This is a genomic window from Gammaproteobacteria bacterium (assembly GCA_029884425.1).
Classification (GTDB): Bacteria; Pseudomonadota; Gammaproteobacteria; order S012-40; family S012-40; genus JAOUHV01.
This window is the reverse complement of record JAOUHV010000003.1, coordinates 74,096-95,401: the sequence shown is the minus strand read 5'-3', so window position 1 is coordinate 95,401 and position 21,306 is coordinate 74,096. Positions and strand designations below refer to the sequence as shown.

The 21,306-nt window shown below is 49.4% G+C and carries 21 protein-coding genes and 1 pseudogene; 15 read left to right on the top strand and 7 right to left on the bottom strand.

The annotated features are described in order from the left end of the window. Position 1 precedes the first annotated feature (1 nt). The 4 genes and pseudogenes from OEW58_01520 to OEW58_01505 all read left to right on the top strand — a co-directional run bounded on the left by OEW58_01520 (position 2) and on the right by OEW58_01505 (position 3,352). Positions 2-694, top strand: coding sequence for a PEP-CTERM sorting domain-containing protein (locus OEW58_01520; GenBank protein MDH5300024.1), 693 nt, complete (start codon positions 2-4; stop codon positions 692-694). 26 nt (positions 695-720) lie between these two features. Beyond that, positions 721-1,086: a hypothetical protein gene (locus OEW58_01515; protein ID MDH5300023.1), complete on the top strand. Its 366-nt coding sequence runs from the start codon at positions 721-723 to the stop codon at positions 1,084-1,086. Between the two features lie 152 nt (positions 1,087-1,238). Further along, positions 1,239-2,714 (top strand): annotated as a pseudogene (locus OEW58_01510) (FAD-dependent oxidoreductase). Next, positions 2,714-3,352: a TIGR04282 family arsenosugar biosynthesis glycosyltransferase gene (locus tag OEW58_01505; GenBank protein ID MDH5300022.1), complete on the top strand. Its 639-nt coding sequence runs from the start codon at positions 2,714-2,716 to the stop codon at positions 3,350-3,352. Before OEW58_01510 ends, OEW58_01505 begins: the two are co-directional and overlap by 1 nt. Here the strand turns inward: OEW58_01505 and OEW58_01500 are convergent. Next, on the bottom strand, positions 3,349-4,032 hold the full coding sequence (locus OEW58_01500; GenBank protein MDH5300021.1) for a hypothetical protein: 684 nt from the start codon (positions 4,030-4,032) through the stop codon (positions 3,349-3,351). The two genes, OEW58_01505 and OEW58_01500, sit on opposite strands and share 4 nt — an antisense overlap. Before the next feature lie 187 nt (positions 4,033-4,219). Between OEW58_01500 and OEW58_01495 the strand changes: the two genes are divergently transcribed. Continuing rightward, complete coding sequence (locus OEW58_01495; protein ID MDH5300020.1) at positions 4,220-4,642, top strand: group 1 truncated hemoglobin; 423 nt, start codon at positions 4,220-4,222, stop codon at positions 4,640-4,642. A 1-nt stretch (position 4,643) separates the two neighbouring features. Here the strand turns inward: OEW58_01495 and OEW58_01490 are convergent, their stop codons facing one another. Next, the gene (locus tag OEW58_01490; protein MDH5300019.1) at positions 4,644-5,093 is read right to left on the bottom strand and encodes a DUF1499 domain-containing protein; all 450 of its coding nucleotides are present in this window, start codon (positions 5,091-5,093) and stop codon (positions 4,644-4,646) included. Positions 5,094-5,173: 80 nt separating this feature from the next. Then, entirely contained in the window at positions 5,174-5,530 is a 357-nt protein-coding gene (locus OEW58_01485) for a nucleotide pyrophosphohydrolase (protein ID MDH5300018.1), read from the bottom strand. 456 nt (positions 5,531-5,986) lie between these two features. Between OEW58_01485 and OEW58_01480 the strand changes: the two genes are divergently transcribed. From OEW58_01480 to OEW58_01440, 9 genes are all read left to right on the top strand, one after another. Then, positions 5,987-7,366: a ribulose-bisphosphate carboxylase gene (locus OEW58_01480; GenBank protein ID MDH5300017.1), complete on the top strand. Its 1,380-nt coding sequence runs from the start codon at positions 5,987-5,989 to the stop codon at positions 7,364-7,366. A gap of 105 nt (positions 7,367-7,471) precedes the next feature. Then, positions 7,472-8,281: a CbbQ/NirQ/NorQ/GpvN family protein gene (locus tag OEW58_01475; GenBank protein ID MDH5300016.1), complete on the top strand. Its 810-nt coding sequence runs from the start codon at positions 7,472-7,474 to the stop codon at positions 8,279-8,281. A 6-nt stretch (positions 8,282-8,287) separates the two neighbouring features. Next, on the top strand, positions 8,288-10,609 hold the full coding sequence (locus OEW58_01470) for a VWA domain-containing protein (GenBank protein MDH5300015.1): 2,322 nt from the start codon (positions 8,288-8,290) through the stop codon (positions 10,607-10,609). Between the two features lie 7 nt (positions 10,610-10,616). After that, a complete protein-coding gene (locus OEW58_01465; protein MDH5300014.1) occupies positions 10,617-11,024 on the top strand; it encodes a hypothetical protein in 408 nt (135 codons plus the stop codon). 377 nt (positions 11,025-11,401) lie between these two features. Next, positions 11,402-11,575 (top strand): hypothetical protein, encoded by a 174-nt coding sequence (locus tag OEW58_01460; protein ID MDH5300013.1) that lies wholly within the window; start codon positions 11,402-11,404, stop codon positions 11,573-11,575. Between the two features lie 198 nt (positions 11,576-11,773). Next, the gene (locus OEW58_01455; protein MDH5300012.1) at positions 11,774-12,088 is read left to right on the top strand and encodes a cytochrome c; all 315 of its coding nucleotides are present in this window, start codon (positions 11,774-11,776) and stop codon (positions 12,086-12,088) included. Between the two features lie 60 nt (positions 12,089-12,148). Next, positions 12,149-12,667, top strand: coding sequence for a ubiquinol-cytochrome c reductase iron-sulfur subunit (gene petA / locus OEW58_01450; GenBank protein MDH5300011.1), 519 nt, complete (start codon positions 12,149-12,151; stop codon positions 12,665-12,667). Positions 12,668-12,678: 11 nt separating this feature from the next. Further along, positions 12,679-13,926, top strand: coding sequence for a cytochrome b/b6 (locus OEW58_01445; GenBank protein MDH5300010.1), 1,248 nt, complete (start codon positions 12,679-12,681; stop codon positions 13,924-13,926). Beyond that, positions 13,926-14,609 (top strand): cytochrome c1, encoded by a 684-nt coding sequence (locus OEW58_01440; protein MDH5300009.1) that lies wholly within the window; start codon positions 13,926-13,928, stop codon positions 14,607-14,609. The genes OEW58_01445 and OEW58_01440 overlap by 1 nt, the downstream gene beginning before the upstream one ends. Positions 14,610-14,704: 95 nt before the next feature. Here OEW58_01440 and parC read toward each other — a convergent pair whose 3' ends face one another. From parC to OEW58_01425, 3 genes are all read right to left on the bottom strand, one after another. Then, positions 14,705-16,954 (bottom strand): DNA topoisomerase IV subunit A, encoded by a 2,250-nt coding sequence (gene parC / locus OEW58_01435; protein MDH5300008.1) that lies wholly within the window; start codon positions 16,952-16,954, stop codon positions 14,705-14,707. 21 nt (positions 16,955-16,975) lie between these two features. After that, positions 16,976-18,862 (bottom strand): DNA topoisomerase IV subunit B, encoded by a 1,887-nt coding sequence (parE, locus tag OEW58_01430; protein ID MDH5300007.1) that lies wholly within the window; start codon positions 18,860-18,862, stop codon positions 16,976-16,978. Positions 18,863-18,993: 131 nt separating this feature from the next. Beyond that, positions 18,994-20,070, bottom strand: a complete 1,077-nt coding sequence (locus OEW58_01425; GenBank protein MDH5300006.1) for a tRNA pseudouridine(13) synthase TruD — start codon at positions 20,068-20,070, stop codon at positions 18,994-18,996. A 108-nt stretch (positions 20,071-20,178) separates the two neighbouring features. On the opposite strand from OEW58_01425, the gene crp reads away from it, so the two are divergent. Beyond that, on the top strand, positions 20,179-20,850 hold the full coding sequence (gene crp / locus OEW58_01420) for a cAMP-activated global transcriptional regulator CRP (protein MDH5300005.1): 672 nt from the start codon (positions 20,179-20,181) through the stop codon (positions 20,848-20,850). On the opposite strand, the gene OEW58_01415 is transcribed toward crp, so the two are convergent. Continuing rightward, positions 20,847-21,170, bottom strand: coding sequence for a nuclear transport factor 2 family protein (locus OEW58_01415; GenBank protein ID MDH5300004.1), 324 nt, complete (start codon positions 21,168-21,170; stop codon positions 20,847-20,849). The two genes, crp and OEW58_01415, sit on opposite strands and share 4 nt — an antisense overlap. Positions 21,171-21,306: the final 136 nt, after the last annotated feature.

Below are 21,306 nucleotides of genomic sequence, written 5' to 3'. Positions count from 1 at the left end.
GATGATGAAAGACACAATATGTTTTATGGCAACGGCGGTTGGTCTGGGTTTGATCCTCTCCAGCGGAGCCAACGCAGCCTTGATTGATCGCGGCAACGGGATGATTTACGACACCGTTCAAAATATTACCTGGTTACAGGATGCCAACTACGCGAAAACTTCCAGTTATGACAGCGATGGCAAAATGGTTTGGGCAGATGCCAATAACTGGGTAAATAGCCTTTCCTACGGTGGATACAATGACTGGCGTTTGGCCTCCTTCGTTGACATTGGCAACGACGGCTGCAATACCTCTTTTAACGGCACCGATTGCGGCTTTAATGTCGATACGAGCACTTCTGAACTTGCTCATCTCTGGTACGACACCTTGGGGAATCTCGCTTGGTTTGATACGAACGGGAATGGCCCGCAGCCCGGTCATGGGTTGGTCAATATCGGCGCTGACGGCGTCATTTTCGAGAATATTCAAAATTATAATTTTTACTGGTTGGGCGAACCAAACATGATGTTTGGAGTTAGTAATGGAACTCAAGGAACCGTAGCTCCTGGGTTTGAAGCTTTCGTTTGGGCTGTTCGTGACGGCGATGTTACTACAGAGCGGACACCGCCAACGGCCAGAGTACCTGCTCCGGGCGCATTTGCATTAATTGGATTGGGACTGCTGGGTATGGTGGCAGCTCGTCGGCGTGTTTGATCAACAATACATAGAGGATCGTGAAAATGAAAAAACTAATTTTGGGCTTTTTGTTATTAACAGGTATTTCGTTTAGCGCGTTTGCTGAAGATACGAAGGGTTATTTTGGCAAGGTTCTTTTGGTTGAGGCCAATGGCCAGAGTTCGGACACCTATCTTAATCGACATGGAATGATCATGGTGGATGCCCAGGGAATGGTCGAAGAATATCGTTGGGGTGGTCTTTCTTGTGGCACCAAGATTTTGACCGCAGAAGACGTGACGAGATTGACCAATGCCATTGACTCAAAGTCTGTTCTTGTTCAGATTTACTCAAAGCCAGGTCAAGGACCGGTTAACTGCATCGTTGGTTATCGCATGGCAGCCAAAGGTGTTGTCGGAAGTATTGAATAAGATGAAATTAGGACGCCAGCTTTTCCATAAGCTGGCGTCTGAATCTGCTTTTCCCTCCCCGCTTTCTAGTTATTTCTTCCGGTTGGCTGGAGCAAACGCTATCATGTGTTTCCCACTTTTTGACTGGATTTGCCATGCCTGTTTCCCATGTTGCCCAGTGGCGGCGCCCCAAGCGGTTTGATCGCAATTTGATTGTGATTGGTGCAGGTGCTGCGGGTTTGGTCAGCAGTTATATTGCTGCCACGCTTAAAGCCAAAGTCACACTGATTGAAGCGCACAAAATGGGTGGCGATTGTTTGAACTACGGTTGCGTTCCCAGCAAGGCATTGATCAAAAGTGCGCGGATGGCGCAGCAAGTACGCAATGCGCCGCATTACGGCATAAAAACAACTGAGCCAGAAATCGATTTTGATCGGGTGATGTCACGAGTGCATGAGGTTATTCGCGCGATTGAGCCACATGACAGCGTGGAGCGCTATACCAAGTTGGGCGTTGATGTGGTTATGGGGCACGCCCGTCTGCTAGACCCCTGGACGGTTGAAATTCGTCAAGTCGATGGAGCGGTACGGCAACTCACCAGCCGTAGCATCATTATCGCCAGCGGCGCACGTGCAGTGGTGCCCGATATTCCGGGATTGGAAAATATCAACTACGTTACCACCGAAAATCTGTGGAACCGGTTGACCGACTCAGACAAGCCCCCTGCTCGCTTGACGGTGCTGGGCGGCGGTCCGGTCGGTTGCGAGTTGGCGCAAAGTTTTGCACGGTTAGGCATCAAAGTAACCTTGATCGAACGTGCGGAGCGTTTATTGTCCACCGAAGATAGTGAAGTTTCTTCACACGCCAAATCAGTTTTGCAGCACAGTGACGTAACCGTATTGACGGCACATGAAGTGATAAACTGTGTGCGTGAGGGTGAGCGTCAGTTTGTGACAGTTCACGGAAATAATATTGAACAGCGGATCGAACAGGATATGTTGTTGTGTGCCGTTGGCCGACAACCACGTTTGAGCGGATTTGGTCTGGAAGCGCTGGGCATAGATACCACTGGCACGGTACACAGCAACGAATATCTACAGATATTGTATCCAAATATTTATGCGGCGGGCGATGTTGCCGGCCCCTATCAATTTACCCACGTCGCAGCGCATCAAGCATGGCACGCAGCGGTCAACAGTTTGTTTGGTCAGTGGAAAAAATTCAAAGTTGATTATCGCGTACTGCCCCGCTCCATTTTTCTCGATCCAGAGATTGCTCGCGTTGGTTTAAATGAACAAGAAGCCAAATCGCAGAACATTGCGTACGAAGTGACCCGATTTGATTTTGACGATTTTGATCGAGCGATGATTGACGGTCTTACCCAGGGCTTTGTCAAAGTGCTTACCGTCCCAAATAGTGATCGTATTCTGGGCGTTACCATCGTGGGTGAACATGCAGGAGATTTACTGGCAGAGTTTACTCTAGCGATGAAGCATGGATTGGGATTGAACAAAATTCTTTCGACCGTGCACAGTTATCCAACGTTTTCTGAGGCGAATAAGCAGGTTGCTGGCGTGTGGAAACGCAAGCAAGTGCCACGGAAAATTTTTACATGGCTGGAGCGCTATCACACTTGGCGACGTGGTTGATGAGAACAGAAAAACGAACTGTTCGCGTGGTTATTTTTGCCAAAGCGCCCTCGCCTGGTTTTGCCAAAACACGGTTGATTGCCTCGCTGGGGGCCGACGGTGCGGCGGAATTAGCAAAGCAGATGTTGCGCCACTGCATCACGCAAGCATTGGCGGCAGAGGTAGGCCCGGTAGAAATATGCACAACGCCAAGCATTGATGATCATGCATGGCAAAGCATTCAGTTGCCAACGGGTGTAACTATTTCTGCACAAGGCGATGGCGATTTGGGAGTACGCATGGCCCGGGCAGCACAGCGTGTCATTGCCCAAGGAGAATCCCTGCTGTTGATCGGCACCGACATTCCTGAAATCGATGCATCACTGTTGTGTCAAGCGGCAGATTTATTACACGATGCGGACGCGACATTGTATCCAGCCGCCGATGGTGGTTATACCTTGTTGGGATTGAATCGATTTGACGCGCATATTTTTACGGATGTTCCCTGGAGTGTTTCAACCACTGCGAAGATAACCTTGAATCGTTTTGCCGAACTGGGTTGGAATGTTCGTTTGGGGCCAACGCTACACGACATTGATGAGCCAGAAGATTTGCAGTGGATACCAGAAAGTTGGCAAATTCACGCACTGCGCGATTAGCCGAATAAATTGGGTTTGGCAAGTAATTTGGCAATCAGTGTGGACATCTGCACATCGCTGACGTCGTCGCGTACGCAACTGGAACTGCATAAATTGGCTCCGGTAATCGGTTGCGGTGAATGCTGACAAAACCGCTGCAATGCTGGACCGCCACCAGTCAAAATATCGTTGATCACTAACGGACTGAGCATGCCGGCAGTTTCCATCACTGGCAATTGCGCCACATTGTGCAGCGCAGTGAGTAGTTTTGGCCCGATGAATTGTGGCGGCATTGGGCCTTGGCAATCGCGTAGCATCCGTTCTGCGGTGTCGAGATAAAACGCCAAAAATGGATTGTGTTTGCGGAACATCAAAAAGGCATTGTGTACCTTTTTGTACACTTTCAAAACGCCGCGCTCGTTGTGTTGCACCCACACTTCGCGGCCTACCGCATAGCTGGTGGCGGGTAATACAAAACTCGCCGGGGAAAAGATGCAAAAGTCCGCATCCAGCCACACCACCGTGTCAAATTCGGCGTCCAAAAAATGGGTCAGCAAACGCAAGCGCGCCAGATCGGTTGCGATGACACGCTGATGAGCGGTTTTCTGCAACAGATCCGCATCCAGCCCGTCAAACAACTCATCACCTACAAATTGGTAGGAAAAATTATGCTGATCACACCATGACCGAACGGTTTGCATACAGGGAACCAGCCATTCGTGTGGTAACGGTTGCCGTTGCGATTGAATAACGAGGGTTTTGTTGCGCATAAACCGAAATCGGAGCCTGGATCTAGCCAATCTACACTATTTCCGCCATGGATTCAGTATTGGCTGATGCTGCCGATACCCATGTCATCAATATGACTATTTAAGACGAGTGATGGCAATGGACAAGACGCTGTTTGATCGGTTAGGTGGCAAGGCAACGTTGCAAAAGGTGCACAAACGCTTTTACGACAAGCTGTATGCCCATCCATGGCTGGGAAAATATTTCACCGATAAACCCCAGCAGGTACTGGAAAATCAGCAGACAGATTTTATGGGGCAATTGATGGGCGGTCCCAAAGCTTACGGTGGAAAAGCGCCGAAATTTGCGCACCAACATATGGTGATCAGCGAGGAGCTGTTTGCCACACGCTCGCAGTTGTTGTCGGACGCCATTGAAGAATGTGGTATCGGTGAAGATTTACGCTTTGAATGGCTGGAAATGGATGCCGGTTTTCGCCGGGCATTGGTCAAAAAATCCGAAGCGGAATGCACGCCATCCTATCCCGGTCAGCCGATTCTGAATTTCCCCAAGCCGCGCTGAGTTACAGTTCTGACTGATGTACTGCTGCTCGGATGCTTTCGACCCGTTGGCGGTTAACGCCAAAATCCGAGCGGCCTACACGCGAGGATGATCGCACGTCAATAATCCCCTGCTCTGGCAAGAAAACAAACTCCACATCATCGACAAAGCCCAGCCACCGGCTGCGAAACGTTGCCCATATATAATGATCTGTTTGATGCTCAATCTGTCCGCCGAGTGCAACCACGGTGCTGGGCAAGCTATCCCAATACAAACCGTGAAAAGGTTCAATGTGAGATTCGTCACTGCTTTGGCTGTTCACGCATTGAGTGTTGTATCTGCAAGGCAGCAGTTGGCCAGTATCGCTCTGGAGCCCAAGTGTGGGGGCGGCTTCTGATTTTCGAGCCAGCAATAACAATCCTGCTGCGGCGATCAGCAGCAAAATTAACACGCTAACCAATAAAATTTTCATGATGGCATCGCCGGCAGTGAGTATGGTCAGGCATTTTAGGCACGCATCAGCAGGGATGCAAACGCGGTGGTGCCTAGTGACTATTCGTATTCGGTATATTTTTTATGACTGCCCTTCACTCGTTCAGCAGGATATTTCTGCGCATTGATGACCAGCTTTTCATCCACGGTGGCCAGCAGATCAATGTCGAGCTTGTCGGCGATGCGAATCAGATAAACAAAAATGTCGGCCATTTCATAAGAAACCGCCTTGAGTTTGTCGGCGGATAACTGCCGGCTTTCGGCTTCGCTCAGCCATTGAAAATGTTCCATCAGTTCGGCGGCTTCGACACTGAGTGCCATGGAGAGGTTTTTGGGGGTGTGGTATTGATCCCAGTCGCGCTCATTGGCGAAATCGCGCAGGCGTTGTTTGATGTTGCTTAAGTTATCCGCAGACATATTTAAGTGTTGCACCTTATGGTTAATGAGCCTTGTTAGCAATGTACACAAGCCTGCGGACAAATTGAATCCTTCGTTTTGCGAAGCATTCGGCGGAAAAAGCAGGTTAAATTTTGATCACCATGGACGTTACCTTGCGGCCTGTCGTTGTATCTGGTGCGTTAGCCATCCTTGGGGATAATGCCTTGAGGAATAAGGGGTTAATGGGCAGTGTAAGCAATAATGTTAGTTATTTGCTTTTCAATGCATTTACTTTTGTATATCTATCGCATATCAAATATTAATATTAACTTATATTGCCATTACAAAACGTAGGGAGTAGAATGCGCCGCACATAGGTTGGTGTCTATGCAGACAACCAAGGTGTATAGATAAAAATAATAATATAGTGTTTATGCCCCCTAGTTATAGGTGGAGCATGTGTTTTTTTTAAAATCAGATAGAGGACCATTTACAATGGATCAATCCGGACGTTACGCAGATTTAAGTTTGAAAGAAGATGACCTGATTGCTGGTGGCAAACACGTATTGGTTGCCTACCGCATGGTTCCAGCTGCCGGTTACGGCTTCCTGGAAGTTGCAGCTCACGTTGCTGCAGAATCTTCTACCGGTACTAACGTTGAAGTTTGTACTACTGACGATTTCACCAAAGGCGTAGACGCGATTGTTTACCACGCTGACGAAAGCACTGGCTTGGTTAAAATCGCTTACCCAATGGATCTGTTCGACCGTAACGTAATCGACGGCCGTACCATGATCGTTTCTTTCCTGACTCTGGCCATTGGTAACAACCAAGGTATGGGCGATTGCGCCAGCCTGAAGATGGAAGACTTCTACATGCCACAACGCATGTTGCAGTTGTTCGACGGTCCTCAAAAAGACATCAGCGACATGTGGCGCATCCTGGGTCGCCCAGTGGTTGACGGTGGTTACATCGCTGGTACCATCATCAAGCCTAAATTGGGTCTGCGTCCTGAGCCGTTTGCTAAAGCAGCTTACCAGTTCTGGTTGGGCGGCGACTTCATCAAGAACGACGAGCCACAGGGCAACCAAGTTTTCTGCCCAATGAAGAAAGTTATTCCTTTGGTTGTTGACGCAATGCGTCGCGCTCAGGATGAAACTGGCCAGGCTAAATTGTTCTCTGCCAACATCACTGCTGACGATCACAACGAAATGATCGCTCGTGGCGAATACATCCTGGAAACTTTCGGCCCAGACGCTGACAAAGTAGCTTTCCTGGTTGACGGTTACGTTGGTGGTCCTGGTATGGTTACCACTGCGCGTCGTTACTTTGCTGACCAGTACCTGCACTACCACCGCGCAGGTCACGGTGCAGTAACTTCTCCTTCTGCTAAGCGTGGTTACACTGCATTCGTTCTGGCCAAGATGTCACGTCTGCAAGGTGCTTCTGGTATCCACGTGGGCACCATGGGCTTCGGCAAGATGGAAGGCGAAGCTGACGACAAACACATCGCTTACATGATCGAGCGTGACGAGTGCCAAGGTCCACACTTCTACCAGAAGTGGTACGGCATGAAGCCAACGACTCCGATCATCTCTGGCGGTATGAACGCACTGCGTCTGCCAGGCTTCTTCGAGAACCTGGGTCACGGTAACGTAATCAATACTTCTGGTGGTGGTTCTTACGGTCACATCGATTCTCCAGCAGCTGGTGCAACTTCTCTGCGTCAAGCTTACGAGTGCTGGAAGTCTGGTGCAGACCCAATCCAGTACGCGAAGGAGCACAAAGAGTTCGCTCGTGCCTTCGAATCGTTCCCGAAAGACGCCGACAAGATCTATCCTGGCTGGCGCGAAAAGCTGGGCGTGCACAAGTAAGCACGACCGGTTTATCAAACCAAACGAAAAGCCTCTGCCTCATGGCAGGGGCTTTTTGCCATTAGCCTGCTGCAACAAAGCAAGAATACCCTCAGGAGTTTTTTCATGAGCCAGATCAATATTGAACAGTACAAAATCAAGCAAGAGCCGTTTTATCAAGCTCAGTCCAATGAAGTTGAATTGTACGAAGCCGCATATCGCAAACGTTTGCCTGTGATGGTCAAAGGTCCAACTGGCTGCGGTAAATCCCGTTTTGTTGAATACATGGCCTGGAAACTGGGCAAGCCACTGATCACGGTTGCCTGTAATGAAGACATGACGGCTTCCGATTTGGTGGGCCGCTATTTGTTGGACGCCAACGGTACGCGTTGGTTGGATGGTCCATTGACGATTGCAGCGCGCATGGGCGCGATTTGCTATTTGGATGAAGTGGTTGAAGCGCGCCAGGATACTACCGTTGTTATTCACCCGCTGACTGATCATCGTCGCACGCTGCCCTTGGATAAAAAAGGTGAGCTGGTTGAAGCGCATCCTGATTTTCAATTGGTGATTTCCTACAATCCAGGCTACCAAAGCCTGATGAAAGATTTGAAACAGTCCACCAAACAGCGTTTTGTGGGCATGAATTTCGATTACGCTCCCAAAGAAATCGAAACACAAATTCTGGCCAAAGAAACCGGTCTGGGCGTGGACATGGCCGCCAAACTGGTTGAGATTGGCATCATCGCACGTAACCTAAAAGGTCACGGTTTGGACGAAGGCATTTCTACCCGTTTGCTGGTTTACGCAGCAAGCTTGATCAACGATGGCGTAGCTGCGGTTGACGCTTGTCGCATGGCGCTGGTTCGTCCGATTACGGATGATCAAGATATCGTGTCTACTCTGGATCACGCCATCGATCAGATTTTTGGGTAAGCCGCGATGGTGATCCCCAATTCGTTTTTACAAACCACCAGCATGGGGCCCAGCTATCCGCCACTGAGTGCGGAAGAGCTGGCCTATTATCGTTCACAACTCAAATGCAGTTTCACTCAACTCGATAATGTGTTTGAGGGCTGCATGGTTGAGGCGCGGGCATTGTTGTCTGACAAAGGCGTGGCCGACTATCTGGAAGGCGCGTCACTGGTCAGCATGATTGGTCGCGGATTTGATCCGATACTGACTTACCTGGAAGAAATGCCACAAGTGGCGCACGACCTGGGTGAACAAACGCTGTCGATGGTGTCGCAGGCAGTGTGGAAAATTTCCCGCACGGCCAATGGGCGAGCTATTCCCTCGTTTGTGCAGACCATCGGTGAAGTTGCGCGACGTTTAGGCTGCGCTGATTCGCTGGAAAAATATATTGCGCTGGTGATGGACATGATGGAGCGCACCGCAAAGTCGGTGTATGGCTGGAAAGCAACCTCCTACCCTAGCCCCGGCGCTATCCCCATGTTTGAAAACATGCCGGCGCTGCTGCATCAATTATCATTGGGCGGTTTGAAAAACTGGATCGAATACGGCATTCGCAACTATCACAATCATCCTGAGCGTCAGGAAGAATATTTTAGTTTGAAGTCTGCGGATTCGCGTGCAGTTATGCAACGCGAACGGCATGGTACTTTGTTCATCGACAATGAACGTCGTCTGGATTTGTATTTGCGTGCTATGTGGCCCGCGATCAATAGTGATGACGACATCCCGATGCTGGTGCCCTACTCCGAAGCATTTGATGATTTACGCAAGCCACAACCCTATTTTGATTCGTTGGGATTACGCGTCCCCGATGTCTATGATGACTATCGGCGAGTGACTGGTTTGGATCGGTATCGCGCAACCTTGGCGCATATGTCGGCCCATCGTCGCTGGTCAAATCGTTTGATCGCCGATAACTACAGTCCTTTTCAACGTTTAGCTGTTGAGATCTTTGAGGATTGCCGCGTGGATTATCTGTCCATGCAGCGATTCCCGGGATTGCGTCGCATCGTGATGGCCTTGCATCCTCGTCCAGAGGAGTTTGCCTGTGACAGCGAGCACGAATCCTGTTTGCGTCACCGCTTGGCGATGATGTCGTATGCGTTACTCAATACTGATCACGGTTACGAAAATGTCATTGTGAACGAGTTTGCGCAGAAATTCCGTGACGCAATGGCAAATGGAACCAGTTCTACCATGGACATGGCCAGTTTGGGCTTGTCTTTTGTGGCGCGTACCCGAGTGCAGTCGGATCAATTGCCGCGTGTGCATTTCAAAGATACTGAAGTCAGCTATCGCGATGATAATCGCCACTTGTGGCAATTTATCGAAGAAGGTGACGAAGAAGAAATTTGGGATGAACGCAAAGCCAAAGCCGAAGAAGCGGATAAAGGATTGCCTCCCCGCCACTATCCTGAATGGGACTACAACAGCAGTAATTATCGACCTGATTGGGTGAGCCTCTATGAGAGCCTGCATCCCAGCGGTAATCCGGCAGACATCGATCGTTTGCTGGCCAAGCACAGTGCGCTCGCAAAGCGCCTGAAGCGTATGCTGGATATGCTCAAGCCACAAAATTTTGTGCGGGTGCGTTATCAGGAAGACGGTTCGGAGCTGGATCTGGATGTAGCGATTCGTTCGCTGATTGATTTGAAGAGTGGTTCGCAACCTGATCCGCGCATCAATATGAATCACAAACACAATGATCGCAGTATTGCAGTGTTGTTGCTGCTGGATTTGTCAGCCTCGCTCAACGAAGTTGCCCCGGGCAGCAACCAAACGATTTTGGAATTGAGCCAGGAAGCGGTTGCACTTACCTCATGGGCTGTTGAAGCCTTGGGCGATGAGTTTGCTATTGCTGGTTTTAATTCAAATTCACGCCACGAAGTGCGATACATGCACATCAAAGGCTTCAGCGAGCATTGGGACGATACGGTTAAAGGGCGTCTGGCGGCAATGGAAGCAGCCTATTCAACGCGAATGGGCGCTGCCATGCGTCATGCAGCCCATTATCTGGAAGCACGCAAAGCCGATAAAAAATTGCTACTGGTGCTGACGGATGGTGAGCCCGCAGACATTGATAGCAACGACGAAAAGCTATTGATCCAGGATTCGCACAAAGCGGTTCAGGAACTGGATCAAAAAGGTATTTTCACCTACTGTATCAATCTGGACCCTCGGGCCGATGATTATGTGAAAGACATTTTTGGTCAGCAATACACGGTCATTGATCGTGTTGAGCGTTTGCCAGAAAAGTTACCGGCATTGTTCATGGCCTTAACCAAATAGGTGCATCATGGCGAACAAAATTACAGTGAGCGTGCATTTCTACTTCAAGGGTATTGAGTATCAACCACGCCTGGCACTCGATCTGGACGAAATAATGCGCCTCAATGATGCACTGTCGACAGAGTTGTACAGCTCTATAGCGATAGCCAACCACATTGATCTGTATTCTTACGAGTATGAAGTCATGCTTGAAGAAGAAATTTTGTTCAGTGATGCCGAAGGTTTGGCCGGGGATTTTTTCCACGATGGCTATTTTGACATCGCCGGGTTTGAACAAGCCTGGCGTGATCAGCAATATTTGCAGTTGCTCGATGCAATTGCAAAGCAGCACATGGGTATTGAATCATTGAGTGCCCAGCCGCAGTTACAGGCCGCCTTATTGGCGGCCTATACTGCCGGTAAAAATTCCCGCTAACACTAAATGCGCTGCGGAGACGCAGCGCATTTTCTATTCTGTGTCCAATTTCAATCTCCTTTCATAACCGTATTGAACAGCTTGTTCAGTTTGTTCAGTTCAGCTTTAACATCTTGATCAATTGGTTTGGCCTGTGTCGCTGATTTTTTGCGCGGACATAGGCGGCGCGCCATTTGTCTGTGACAAATAAACTCTTTTATAACAGTTGGTTACGACAATAAATATAATTTCCCTGCAGACTGTGGCGAAGTTGGCACTGTTCCTGCCATTGAGCCCAGACAAAACGCAGATACTGGGTTCTGATCGAAACGAAAAGGTAGTCGTTGTTGATCAGGTTTTCACCGGACTTTGCATACAAACCAAGTGGAGGCTAAAAAATGAATAAAGAAAAAATGGATGTATTGGTGATGATCGTAGCGGTTTGCGTAGGTATTTATTTCGCTACATTTAGCAATCCCCTGTTCTGTGTTGTTGGACTGTTGGCAACGCTGACAGCCTGGCATTACCTGCCAAAAATGTCTTCTCTGGTTAGAGGCCGCGTCGCGTCTTAACCAAAACCGAACAGCTCTTTGAAAATACTGTGGAAGTAAAGAGTTTGTAATGAAGGAACCCGGCACCGCCTGACAGCATAGCATTTGTGTGTACCAACCCCTCCAGAATGCACATGGGTCAAAGCAAAGTCAGTCGGTGCCAGGGTGACTTTATCTATAAAAAAGAAAATATATCTCTACGCTTGTTTGGGGAAAACAATGTTGCTGCGACAAAAAATTGCGTTACTGGGAATGACGATTTCAATGACTGCTTTTGCGTTGCCCGCTGTTGCTGCGGAGCAATCTGAAGCCGCTGCCAAGGCTGAGTTGTGCTTTGGTTGCCATGGCGAGGATGGCATCAGCTTAAGTCCAAGTATCCCCAATCTACGGGGCCAAAAATCCGAATATCTGCTTAATACCATTTCGGATTTCAAACGTGGCCATCGTCAAAATTCAATGATGCAGGCCATTATTGCCGGCGTGCCTGATGAAGACGTTAAGGTAATTGTCGATTATTACTCCAATTTGAAATAACAAAACCTCATATTTCAAAAGCGGTGATTAATTGCGCGTAGATTGTTTGGAGTAAACGCAATGTCAGATCAAATTGAATTAGAAAATCCCGAACGTCGGGACTTTATAGCGACTGCCGCTACCGTCGTAACTGGCGTTGGTGTTGCTACCGCCTGCTGGCCATTTATCAGCAGCATGAATCCGAGCTCGGATGTGTTGTCCAAAGCAACCACTGAAGCCAGTCTGAAAGGCATTCGCCCTGGCGAAGTTAAAACGGTTGAGTGGCAAGGAAAGCCAGTATTTATTTTACGCCGTACCGAAAAACAGATTGCCGAGATGGAGCAATCTGGTAGCGAAAAAGATCCTCAGGCAGACAAAGATCGCGTCATCAACCCCGACTGGCTGGTTGTAGTTGGCTTGTGTACCCACCTGGGTTGCGTGCCTTCACGGAAGCCGGATGGCTGGATGTGTCCTTGTCATGGCAGTGTCTATGACAACAGTGGTCGAGTTTTGAAAGGCCCTGCACCACAGAATTTGATCGTTCCGAAATATGAATTTATTTCGGAAGACAAAATCATCATTGGCAAGACGAGCGCGTAAGGGATGCCGATATGAAAAAAGTTGTTAGCTGGATAGATCAACGTTTTCCTCTTACTCATTTTGTTAAGCACTCGTTAACGGAATACCCAACACCAAAGAATCTAAACTACTGGTGGAATTTTGGTTCTATCGCCGGTTTGGTGTTAATGATTCAGTTGGTGACCGGAATATTCCTGGCCATGCATTATAAGGCCGATGTGTTGCTGGCGTTCGATTCAGTCGAACACATCATGCGCGATGTTAATTACGGTTGGTTGATTCGCTTTATGCACTCAACGGGTGCGAGCGCATTCTTTGCCGTCATTTTTCTGCACATGGCCAGAACTCTTTACTACGGCTCATACCGCAGACCGCGTGAACTGATGTGGTGGACAGGCCAAGGTCTGCTCATTCTGTTGATGGCAACGGCGTTCATGGGCTATCTGTTGCCTTGGGGCCAGATGTCATATTGGGGTGCGCAGGTTATTACCAGTTTGTTCGGCACGGTCCCTTTCATGGGCGACGAATTGGTTACCTGGTTGCGTGGTGATTTCGTGGTGGGTGATGCAACGTTGACGCGTTTCTTCTCCATGCATTATCTGTTGCCATTTGTTATCACCGGCGCTGTTGTGATTCACGTTGTTGCGCTGCATCATGTACGCAGCAGTAATCCTACCGGGGTGGATTTGCCTGCGAAGGACAACATTCCTTTGCATCCGTACTTCACCATCAAAGATCTGTTTGGCTACGGCGTGTTCTTTATCATTTTCTCGTGGTTTGTGTTCTATAACCCGAACATGTTTATTGAACCGGACAATTACATTCCTGCCAATCCGCTGCAGACGCCGGTACACATCGTTCCAGAATGGTATTTCCTGCCCTTCTATGCGATTTTGCGTGCCGTACCTGATTTGCTGGGTGGTGTTATCGCGATGGCGATTTCGGTGGGAATTTTTGCGGCCATGCCTTACCTGGATCGCTCACGTATTCCAGGCGGTGCACGTTACCGTCCGATTTATCGCATTATGTTCTATGTTTTCGTCCTGGATGTGTTGGTTCTGGGATACGTGGGCGCCAAGCCACCGGAAGGAGTGTTGATTCCCGTTGGTCAGGTTGCCACCTTCATCTACTTTGCTGTGTTCGTTTTGCTGCCCTTCGGCGCTAAACATGAAGAACGCTGGGTGCGTTCTCGTGGTCTGCCTGCCGCAGTGGAAGAAATGATCAAGAAAGAAGAAGCAGAAATCGCTGCTCGTGACGCAAAGAAGAGAGGGAAAAAATAATGCGTTTGACTCGTTGGACATCTATTGCAGCATTAACCTCTTCTCTGCTGTTGCCAATGTCATTGGTGCAGGCGGCGACAGCGACGATTCCGCTGACGAAGATAGAAGTAGCAACAGATCAGGCCAGTCTGCAGCGTGGCGCAATGATTTATTACAACGAATGCCGGATGTGCCATTCGTTAAAGTACATCAAGTATCGCCACCTTCTGGACATTGGTTTTGATCAGGCGTTTGTTGATCAATTAAGAGGCGAGCGTTTGATGGGTGAAAGACTCGTCTCGCTCAATAACGACAAGGTGATTACTGCACTGTTTGGTATGGTGCCACCTGAGTTGTCGTTAATGGCCAAGGCCAGACCACATGGTCCTGATTATATTTACACCTTGATGACCAGCTATCACAAAACTGAGGATGGTCATTACAACAACCACTTGTTCCCGAATATCAAGATGCCAGACGTTTTTGATATTTCTACCGCAGTGGATGAGCAGGAAAAGTCAGAAATCAGTGCAAAAGCGAAAGACGTTGTAGCGTTTTTGAATTGGACAGCAGACCCCCGTGCTCAAGAGCGTAAATCACTGGGCGTGTGGGTGATTGGTTATTTTGTAATCTTTACCGCGTTGTATTACTTGCTGATGAAGCGAGTTTGGCGTCAGGTAAAACCAGGTTTAAGCAGCAATTAGGAGCACTCCCTAGCTCCTAATTCACCTTGCCGGTGCAGTACACCTCCCGTGCTGCACCGGATTTTTATTTCTGAAAGAAAAAAAGCTAGTTGAAACTAGCTTTCTTCTATACCGTCAATCTTCTGGAATCCACGCGGCAATTTCAAACCACGTCTGCCCCGCTCGTTCAGATAGTAATCCAGTTCATTGCCTTTCAAGCGAATGTGGCGTTTGCCCGAGTAAACGGTCAACGCGGCTTCCAATCCAATGACGGCTACGCTTTGAACAACTTCTTCACGTTTCTTCAACTTGGCGGCAGGAATACTAACGAGTTTTACACCCTTCCCTTTTCCAAGTTTTGGCAGTTCAGAAATAGCAAAAATTGACAGATAGCCATCGGTGGTGGCAACAGCTAAATATTGCGATTCGACATCTGCAATTTTCTTTGGCGGCAAAATTTTATCGCCGGCGGGAACAGAAATTAATGTCTTGCCTGCTTTGTTGCGAGACACCATGTCCCCATAGGTGGTGACAAATCCGTAGCCGCTATCGGTACCGACAAAATACAAATCAGCATCATCACCGGTAAGCATCGCAACAAAATTGGCGCCCGAGGGCGGTTTGACGCGACTGCTCAGCGGTTCACCGTAGCCTCTGGCTGAGGGCAAGGTGTGTGCGGACAGCGCGTATGACCGGCCAGTGGAATCAATGAATACGACATTTTGATTGCTGCGGCCCATCGCAGAAATGAGGAACTCGTCGCCAGACTTATAACTCAATGTTGTGCCATCCAGCTCGTGCCCTTTGCCTGAGCGAATCCAGCCTTTTTTCGACAGCACCAGCGTTACTGGTTCTGAAGGCACGATGGAGGTGGGGTCAATCGCCTGGGCAGCATCACGTTCGACGATGGGTGAGCGACGCTCGTCACCAAACTCTTCCATGTCTGCTTTGATTTCGTTTTTGATCAGGGTTTTCAGGCGACGCTCAGATCCCAGCGTTTTTTCAATGTCGTCGCGTTCTTCTTCCAGATCATTTTTTTCTGCCAGAATTTTCATTTCTTCCAGCTTTGCCAAATGACGCAGTTTTAATTCAAGAATCGCTTCGGCTTGTTCATCCGACAGTTTGAAGCGGCTCATCAGCACTGGCTTGGGTTCATCCTCGGTACGAATGATGTGAATCACTTCGTCGATATTCAAAAACGCGATATGCAGACCGTCCAGAATATGTAATCTGGCGAGCACTTTTTGCAAGCGGGATTCCAACCGACGCCGAACGGTTTGTGTACGGAAACTGAGCCAATCCAGCAAAATGTCGAGCAAATTACGTTGGCGTGGTTTGCCATCGGTGCCGATGAGATTGAGGTTGACGCGGAATGTGCGTTCCAAATCGGTGGTGGCAAATAAATGCGCCATCATTTCTTCAACATCAACGCGATTAGAGCGAGGTGTGATCACCAAGCGCGTTGGATTTTCATGATCGGATTCGTCGCGCAGATCTTCGATCATCGGCAGTTTTTTAGCGTTCATTTGTGCCGCAATTTGCTCGAGCACCTTCGCACCCGAGGTTTGGTACGGCAAGGCGGTGATAATGACATCGCCCTCTTCATGTTCAAAACGCGCACGCATGCGCACTGAGCCTGCGCCTTGTGCATACATGCTCAATATTTCAGCGCGGGAAGTAATGATCTCTGCATCGGTCGGAAAATCCGGCCCCTGAATGAACTCGCAAATTTCCTCGAGAGTCGCTTTGGGATTTTCCAGCAAGTGAATACAGGCCGAAGCAACTTCTGTCAGATTATGCGGCGGTACATCGGTGGCCATACCAACGGCAATACCTGAGGCACCATTGAGCAACGACACCGGCAGGCGCGCTGGCAGAATGGTGGGTTCCATCATGGTGCCGTCAAAGTTCGGCGTCCAATCGACGGTTCCCTGATTTAATTCGGATAAAAGTACCTGGGCAAATGGTGTAAGACGAGCCTCGGTATAACGCATTGCCGCAAAGGATTTTGGGTCATCAGGTGAACCCCAGTTGCCCTGTCCGTCGATCAGCGGATAGCGGTACGAAAATGGTTGGGCCATCAGCACCATGGCTTCGTAACAGGCGCTGTCGCCATGCGGGTGATATTTACCTAAAACGTCACCGACGGTGCGCGCAGATTTTTTGAATTTTGCGGTATTGCGCAGACCCAGTTCACTCATCGCATAAATGATGCGACGTTGCACTGGCTTCATGCCATCACCCACGTTCGGCAGAGCACGATCCAGAATAACGTACATGGAATAGTTCAAGTACGACTGTTCAGTAAATTGCGCTAGACCAAGACGTTCGGTGCCGTCTTCATTGTATTGAATTTCGTTTCCCATGAATTACCTCAAGAGACGTCCTCAGACGTCTGCCAGATTGCCTTTGGTTTCAAGCCAGTGTTTGCGGTCTTTTGCCCGCTTTTTGGCAAGTAGCATGTCCATAATATTGTTGGTTTCATCACCAGCATCCAACGTCAGCTGGACGAGGCGGCGCGTGTCGCGCGCCATGGTGGTTTCACGCAACTGCAAGGGATTCATTTCACCCAAACCTTTAAAGCGTTGAACGTTAGGTTTGCCTTTGGTTTTTTCTGCTTTAAGGCGTTCCAGAACCCCATTTTTTTCGTTCTCGTCCAAGGCGTAATACACCTGTTTGCCCACATCGATACGGAAAAGCGGCGGCATGGCAACGTAAATGTGTCCTGCCTGAACGACCGGACGGAAATGACGAACGAACAAGGCACACAACAAGGTTGCGATATGCGCACCGTCGGAATCCGCATCAGCAAGAATACAGACCTTGCCGTAACGCAAACCTTCGAGATTGTCTGAACCAGGATCGACGCCTATCGCAACAGCGATGTCATGGACTTCTTGTGACGCCAACACCTGCAGTGGATCAACTTCCCAGGTGTTCAGAATTTTACCGCGTAGCGGCATGATTGCCTGAAATTCCCGATCACGTGCTTGCTTGGCAGAGCCACCCGCAGAGTCCCCTTCCACCAAAAACAATTCAGTTTGCGACAAATCGGTGGAGGAACAGTCGGCAAGTTTTCCCGGTAGCGCAGGACCTGAGGTGATTTTTTTACGCACTACTTTTTTAGCTGCGCGTAGACGTTTTTGTGCGTTGTTAATCGCCAAGTCGGCGATGGCTTCGCCAAGATCAGGATATTCACCCAACCAGAGACTGAAGCTGTCTTTTACCACGCCAGACACAAACGGCGCGCATTCACGCGACGACAATTTTTCTTTGGTTTGCCCGGAGAATTGCGGGTCCTGCATTTTTACCGAGAGGATGTAGCTACAACGATCCCAGACATCTTCAGGAGAAAGTTTTACGCCGCGCGGCAACAAATTCTTGAACTCGCAAAATTCGCGAATGGCGTCGGTCAAGCCCGTGCGCAATCCATTGACGTGCGTTCCGCCTTGCGCGGTGGGAATAAGATTCACGTAGCTTTCTGTGACCAGGTCGCCCTCTTCTGGCAACCACACCACTGCCCAACTGGCTTCTTCAATGTCGCCTTTGAGCGAGCCAACAAACGGCGGTGACGGCAGCATTTCGTGCCCTTGGAGGGCACTGATCAGATAGTCGGTCAAGCCATCTTCGTAATACCACTCTTCCGCTTCGTTGGTTTTTTCTTCCAAAAAGGAGATGCGCAGACCAGGACAAAGAACGGCTTTGGCGCGCAATACATGCTTTAGGCGAGAAACTGAAAATTTTACGGTATCGAAAAACTTTTCTTCCGGCCAAAAACGTACCGTGGTGCCGGTGACTTTTTTGGGGACGGTACCAATTTCACGCAATTTTTTGATTCGTGCACCGTGGGCAAAATCAATTTGGTATTCGCATCCGTTGCGTCGTACTTTGACTTCTACCAGTGATGACAGCGCATTCACGACGGAAACGCCCACACCGTGCAAGCCGCCGGAAAATTGGTAATTTTTGTTGGAAAATTTACCGCCAGCGTGCAGTCGGGTAAGGATAAGCTCGACGCCAGGAATTTTTTCTTCGGGATGAATATCAACCGGCATACCGCGACCATCGTCGGCCACGGACAATGAGCCGTCACTGTGCAATATGACGTCAATCCGCGTGGCGTGACCTGCCATCGCTTCGTCAACACTGTTGTCGATGACTTCTTGCGCAAGATGATTGGGGCGAGTTGTTTCGGTGTACATTCCGGGGCGTTTACGCACCGGTTCTAGCCCCGTCAGAACTTCAATATCTGAGGCGTTATAATTATTTGCCATTCCGTAAATTCACTTTGATTGTTTTTTGAACATCAAAAAAGACCGAATATACCGGCCAGTTGGCGATGTGGCTGTTACGCTGGAAATCCATACAGCATGGGCCTCACTGTATGGCAGATGCCAAAAGTCTGTCAAGCCGGCAGCTGGCAGCGCAGCATTTCCCGCAAAACAGTGGTGGCATACGCGCCCGACGGCAGATCAAAAATCAGACAGAGGTGATCGTTTTCCCAGTGATATTCCAGCGAGTCAACAAGCAATCGCAAGCTCCTCCGTTCCTGTTTGAGCCCTGCTTTACAGAGTAAATCGGTCAGTGGTTGCATGCTGCTGGCCGTGCTGCTTTCCAGTTGTTGCGTCAGCCCCTGACAGCGCAGCTCACCCGTACCCCACATCGGGCCCGTGATGTGGATATCATGTTGTTGATGGCGCTCGCGAATGACCTCGTCGGCTTGTTCTGCCAAAAAAATACTTTGCGTACCGTTTAGCATCATGACATCGCCGTGTTGCGGCACAATCCAGCTACTGCTACCGACGCGCTGGCTCAACACATGGTTGAACAACCACGAGCGACCCGCAGAAAGCAAAATATCTTCCTGTGGAGGCTTACCTTTGCCCCGGTGACGTTGTGGTTTTGCCCCTTTGGCCAGAAACTGGGCTACGTTGTCGCCAAATTTGCCAAAGCGTTGTGCGCCGAAATAGTTGGGGACACCGTTGGCGACGACATCAGCGATGATCCGTTCCAGATTCTCCCGATCAGCAACGACATCGCGCAAGGTGATTTCAAAGCGGTTGCCGCGATTGTTGCCGCGACGAAGTTTTTGACTGTGCCAATGCTGGCGAAGCACGCTAAATGACTCGCCCGCATTGAGCGGGATGCTTTCCAGTTCTACACTGCTTAGTGAGGGTTTTTGCGGCAGGTAGATACTGAACCATTGCTGGGTGATGCCGTGACGGTCTTTGAGGCCGGCATAGCCCACGTCCATGGGACGCACGCCGGCCCAGCGGGCAATCTGTCCCGCCAGCCACTGGGTGTTGAGGCCGCGCTTTTCGATCCACAGCCAGAGATGCTCGCCGCTCTCTGTGGGGGTGAAATCCAGTAATTCGGTGACGCGGAAGTCGGCCGCATCAGACTTGAGTTCAGCGGTGCCAGCAGGACCGCCCCAAGCGTAGGATAAATCGGATTCATTGAACAGGTAGTTGTTATCGGCCATAAAATTTTATTAAAACAATAGGTTATAGGGAAGACTGAAAAGGTTTCATAGCCAGGAATTCAAGTTTTTACAAAACCTGTCGAAGATAACACCTGAGAATCCTTACAAATGAGTGATCGCGCCGTGAGTTTACCAGAACAACTGCCAGACACATCGAATGATGCACTACAAAAGTTGCTCGAATACTGTGAAGTGCGTGAATTGCCCAGCAAACAGCTGATCATTCGCCCCGGTGATGAGGCGGACAAGCTGTATTATCTGATCGAAGGCTCGGCCACGGTCTCGATGACCGATACCGAAGGTAACGATATTATCTTGGGCTACCTCAATACTGGGGATTTTATCGGTGAGACAGGTTTGTTCGTGGAACAAGCCAAACGCCAATCGACGGTCAGAACCAAAATGGCGTCGACCATTGCCGGAATTAGCTATACGGATCTACAGCGCTTGGCCAAAACCGATTTGAAGCCCTACTACGCCGAAATTTTGCACATTGTAGGTACACATATCGCCAAGCGACTGATGCAGGCAACGCGTAAGGTGGGCCACCTGGCCTTTATGGATGCGGCGGGTCGCATCGCCAACTCATTGCTGGATCTGTGCAAGCAACCCGATGCCCTGACCCATCCTGACGGGATGCAGATCAAAATCAGCCGGACGGAACTAGGCAAGTTGGTGGGCTGTAGCCGGGAGATGGTGGGACGTGTTCTCAAAAATATGGAAGAACAAGGTCTGATCGAAGCCAAGGGCAAAACGATTGTGGTGTTTGGCGCACGTTAAAGTACGCCAAGCTTGATGCCACCGGAAATTTGCCAAACGCCGTTGCTCTTTCTCAGCATAAGCAGTTCGTGGTCATGGATGATTTGAGTTTCCTGATTGACTTTGAACTCCAGTCGCTGCACTACCCTCGCCGTGTTCATTTTTAATTCCACGGGTGCTTTTTGGTACTTCATGGCTATCTGGTCGTACCTGGCAAAAACTTCCCTCATATACTCCAGAATGTCGGCTTTGGTATTGGGGCCGTCGTTGTATTCTTCATGTAGCAATTGCTCAAAGGCAGCTATGTCTTTGCTGGCCATCGCCTGGGCGCGTAGCTCCATTACTTGACGGACCGCGGCTACATCATCAGGTCGGGGGGCATCACCCTTGCTGCATCCCAGCAATGTTAGGAGTACCATGAGCAGTACAGTAGCGTATGAAAATGTAGAATATGACTTCATATGGGCATACCTTTTG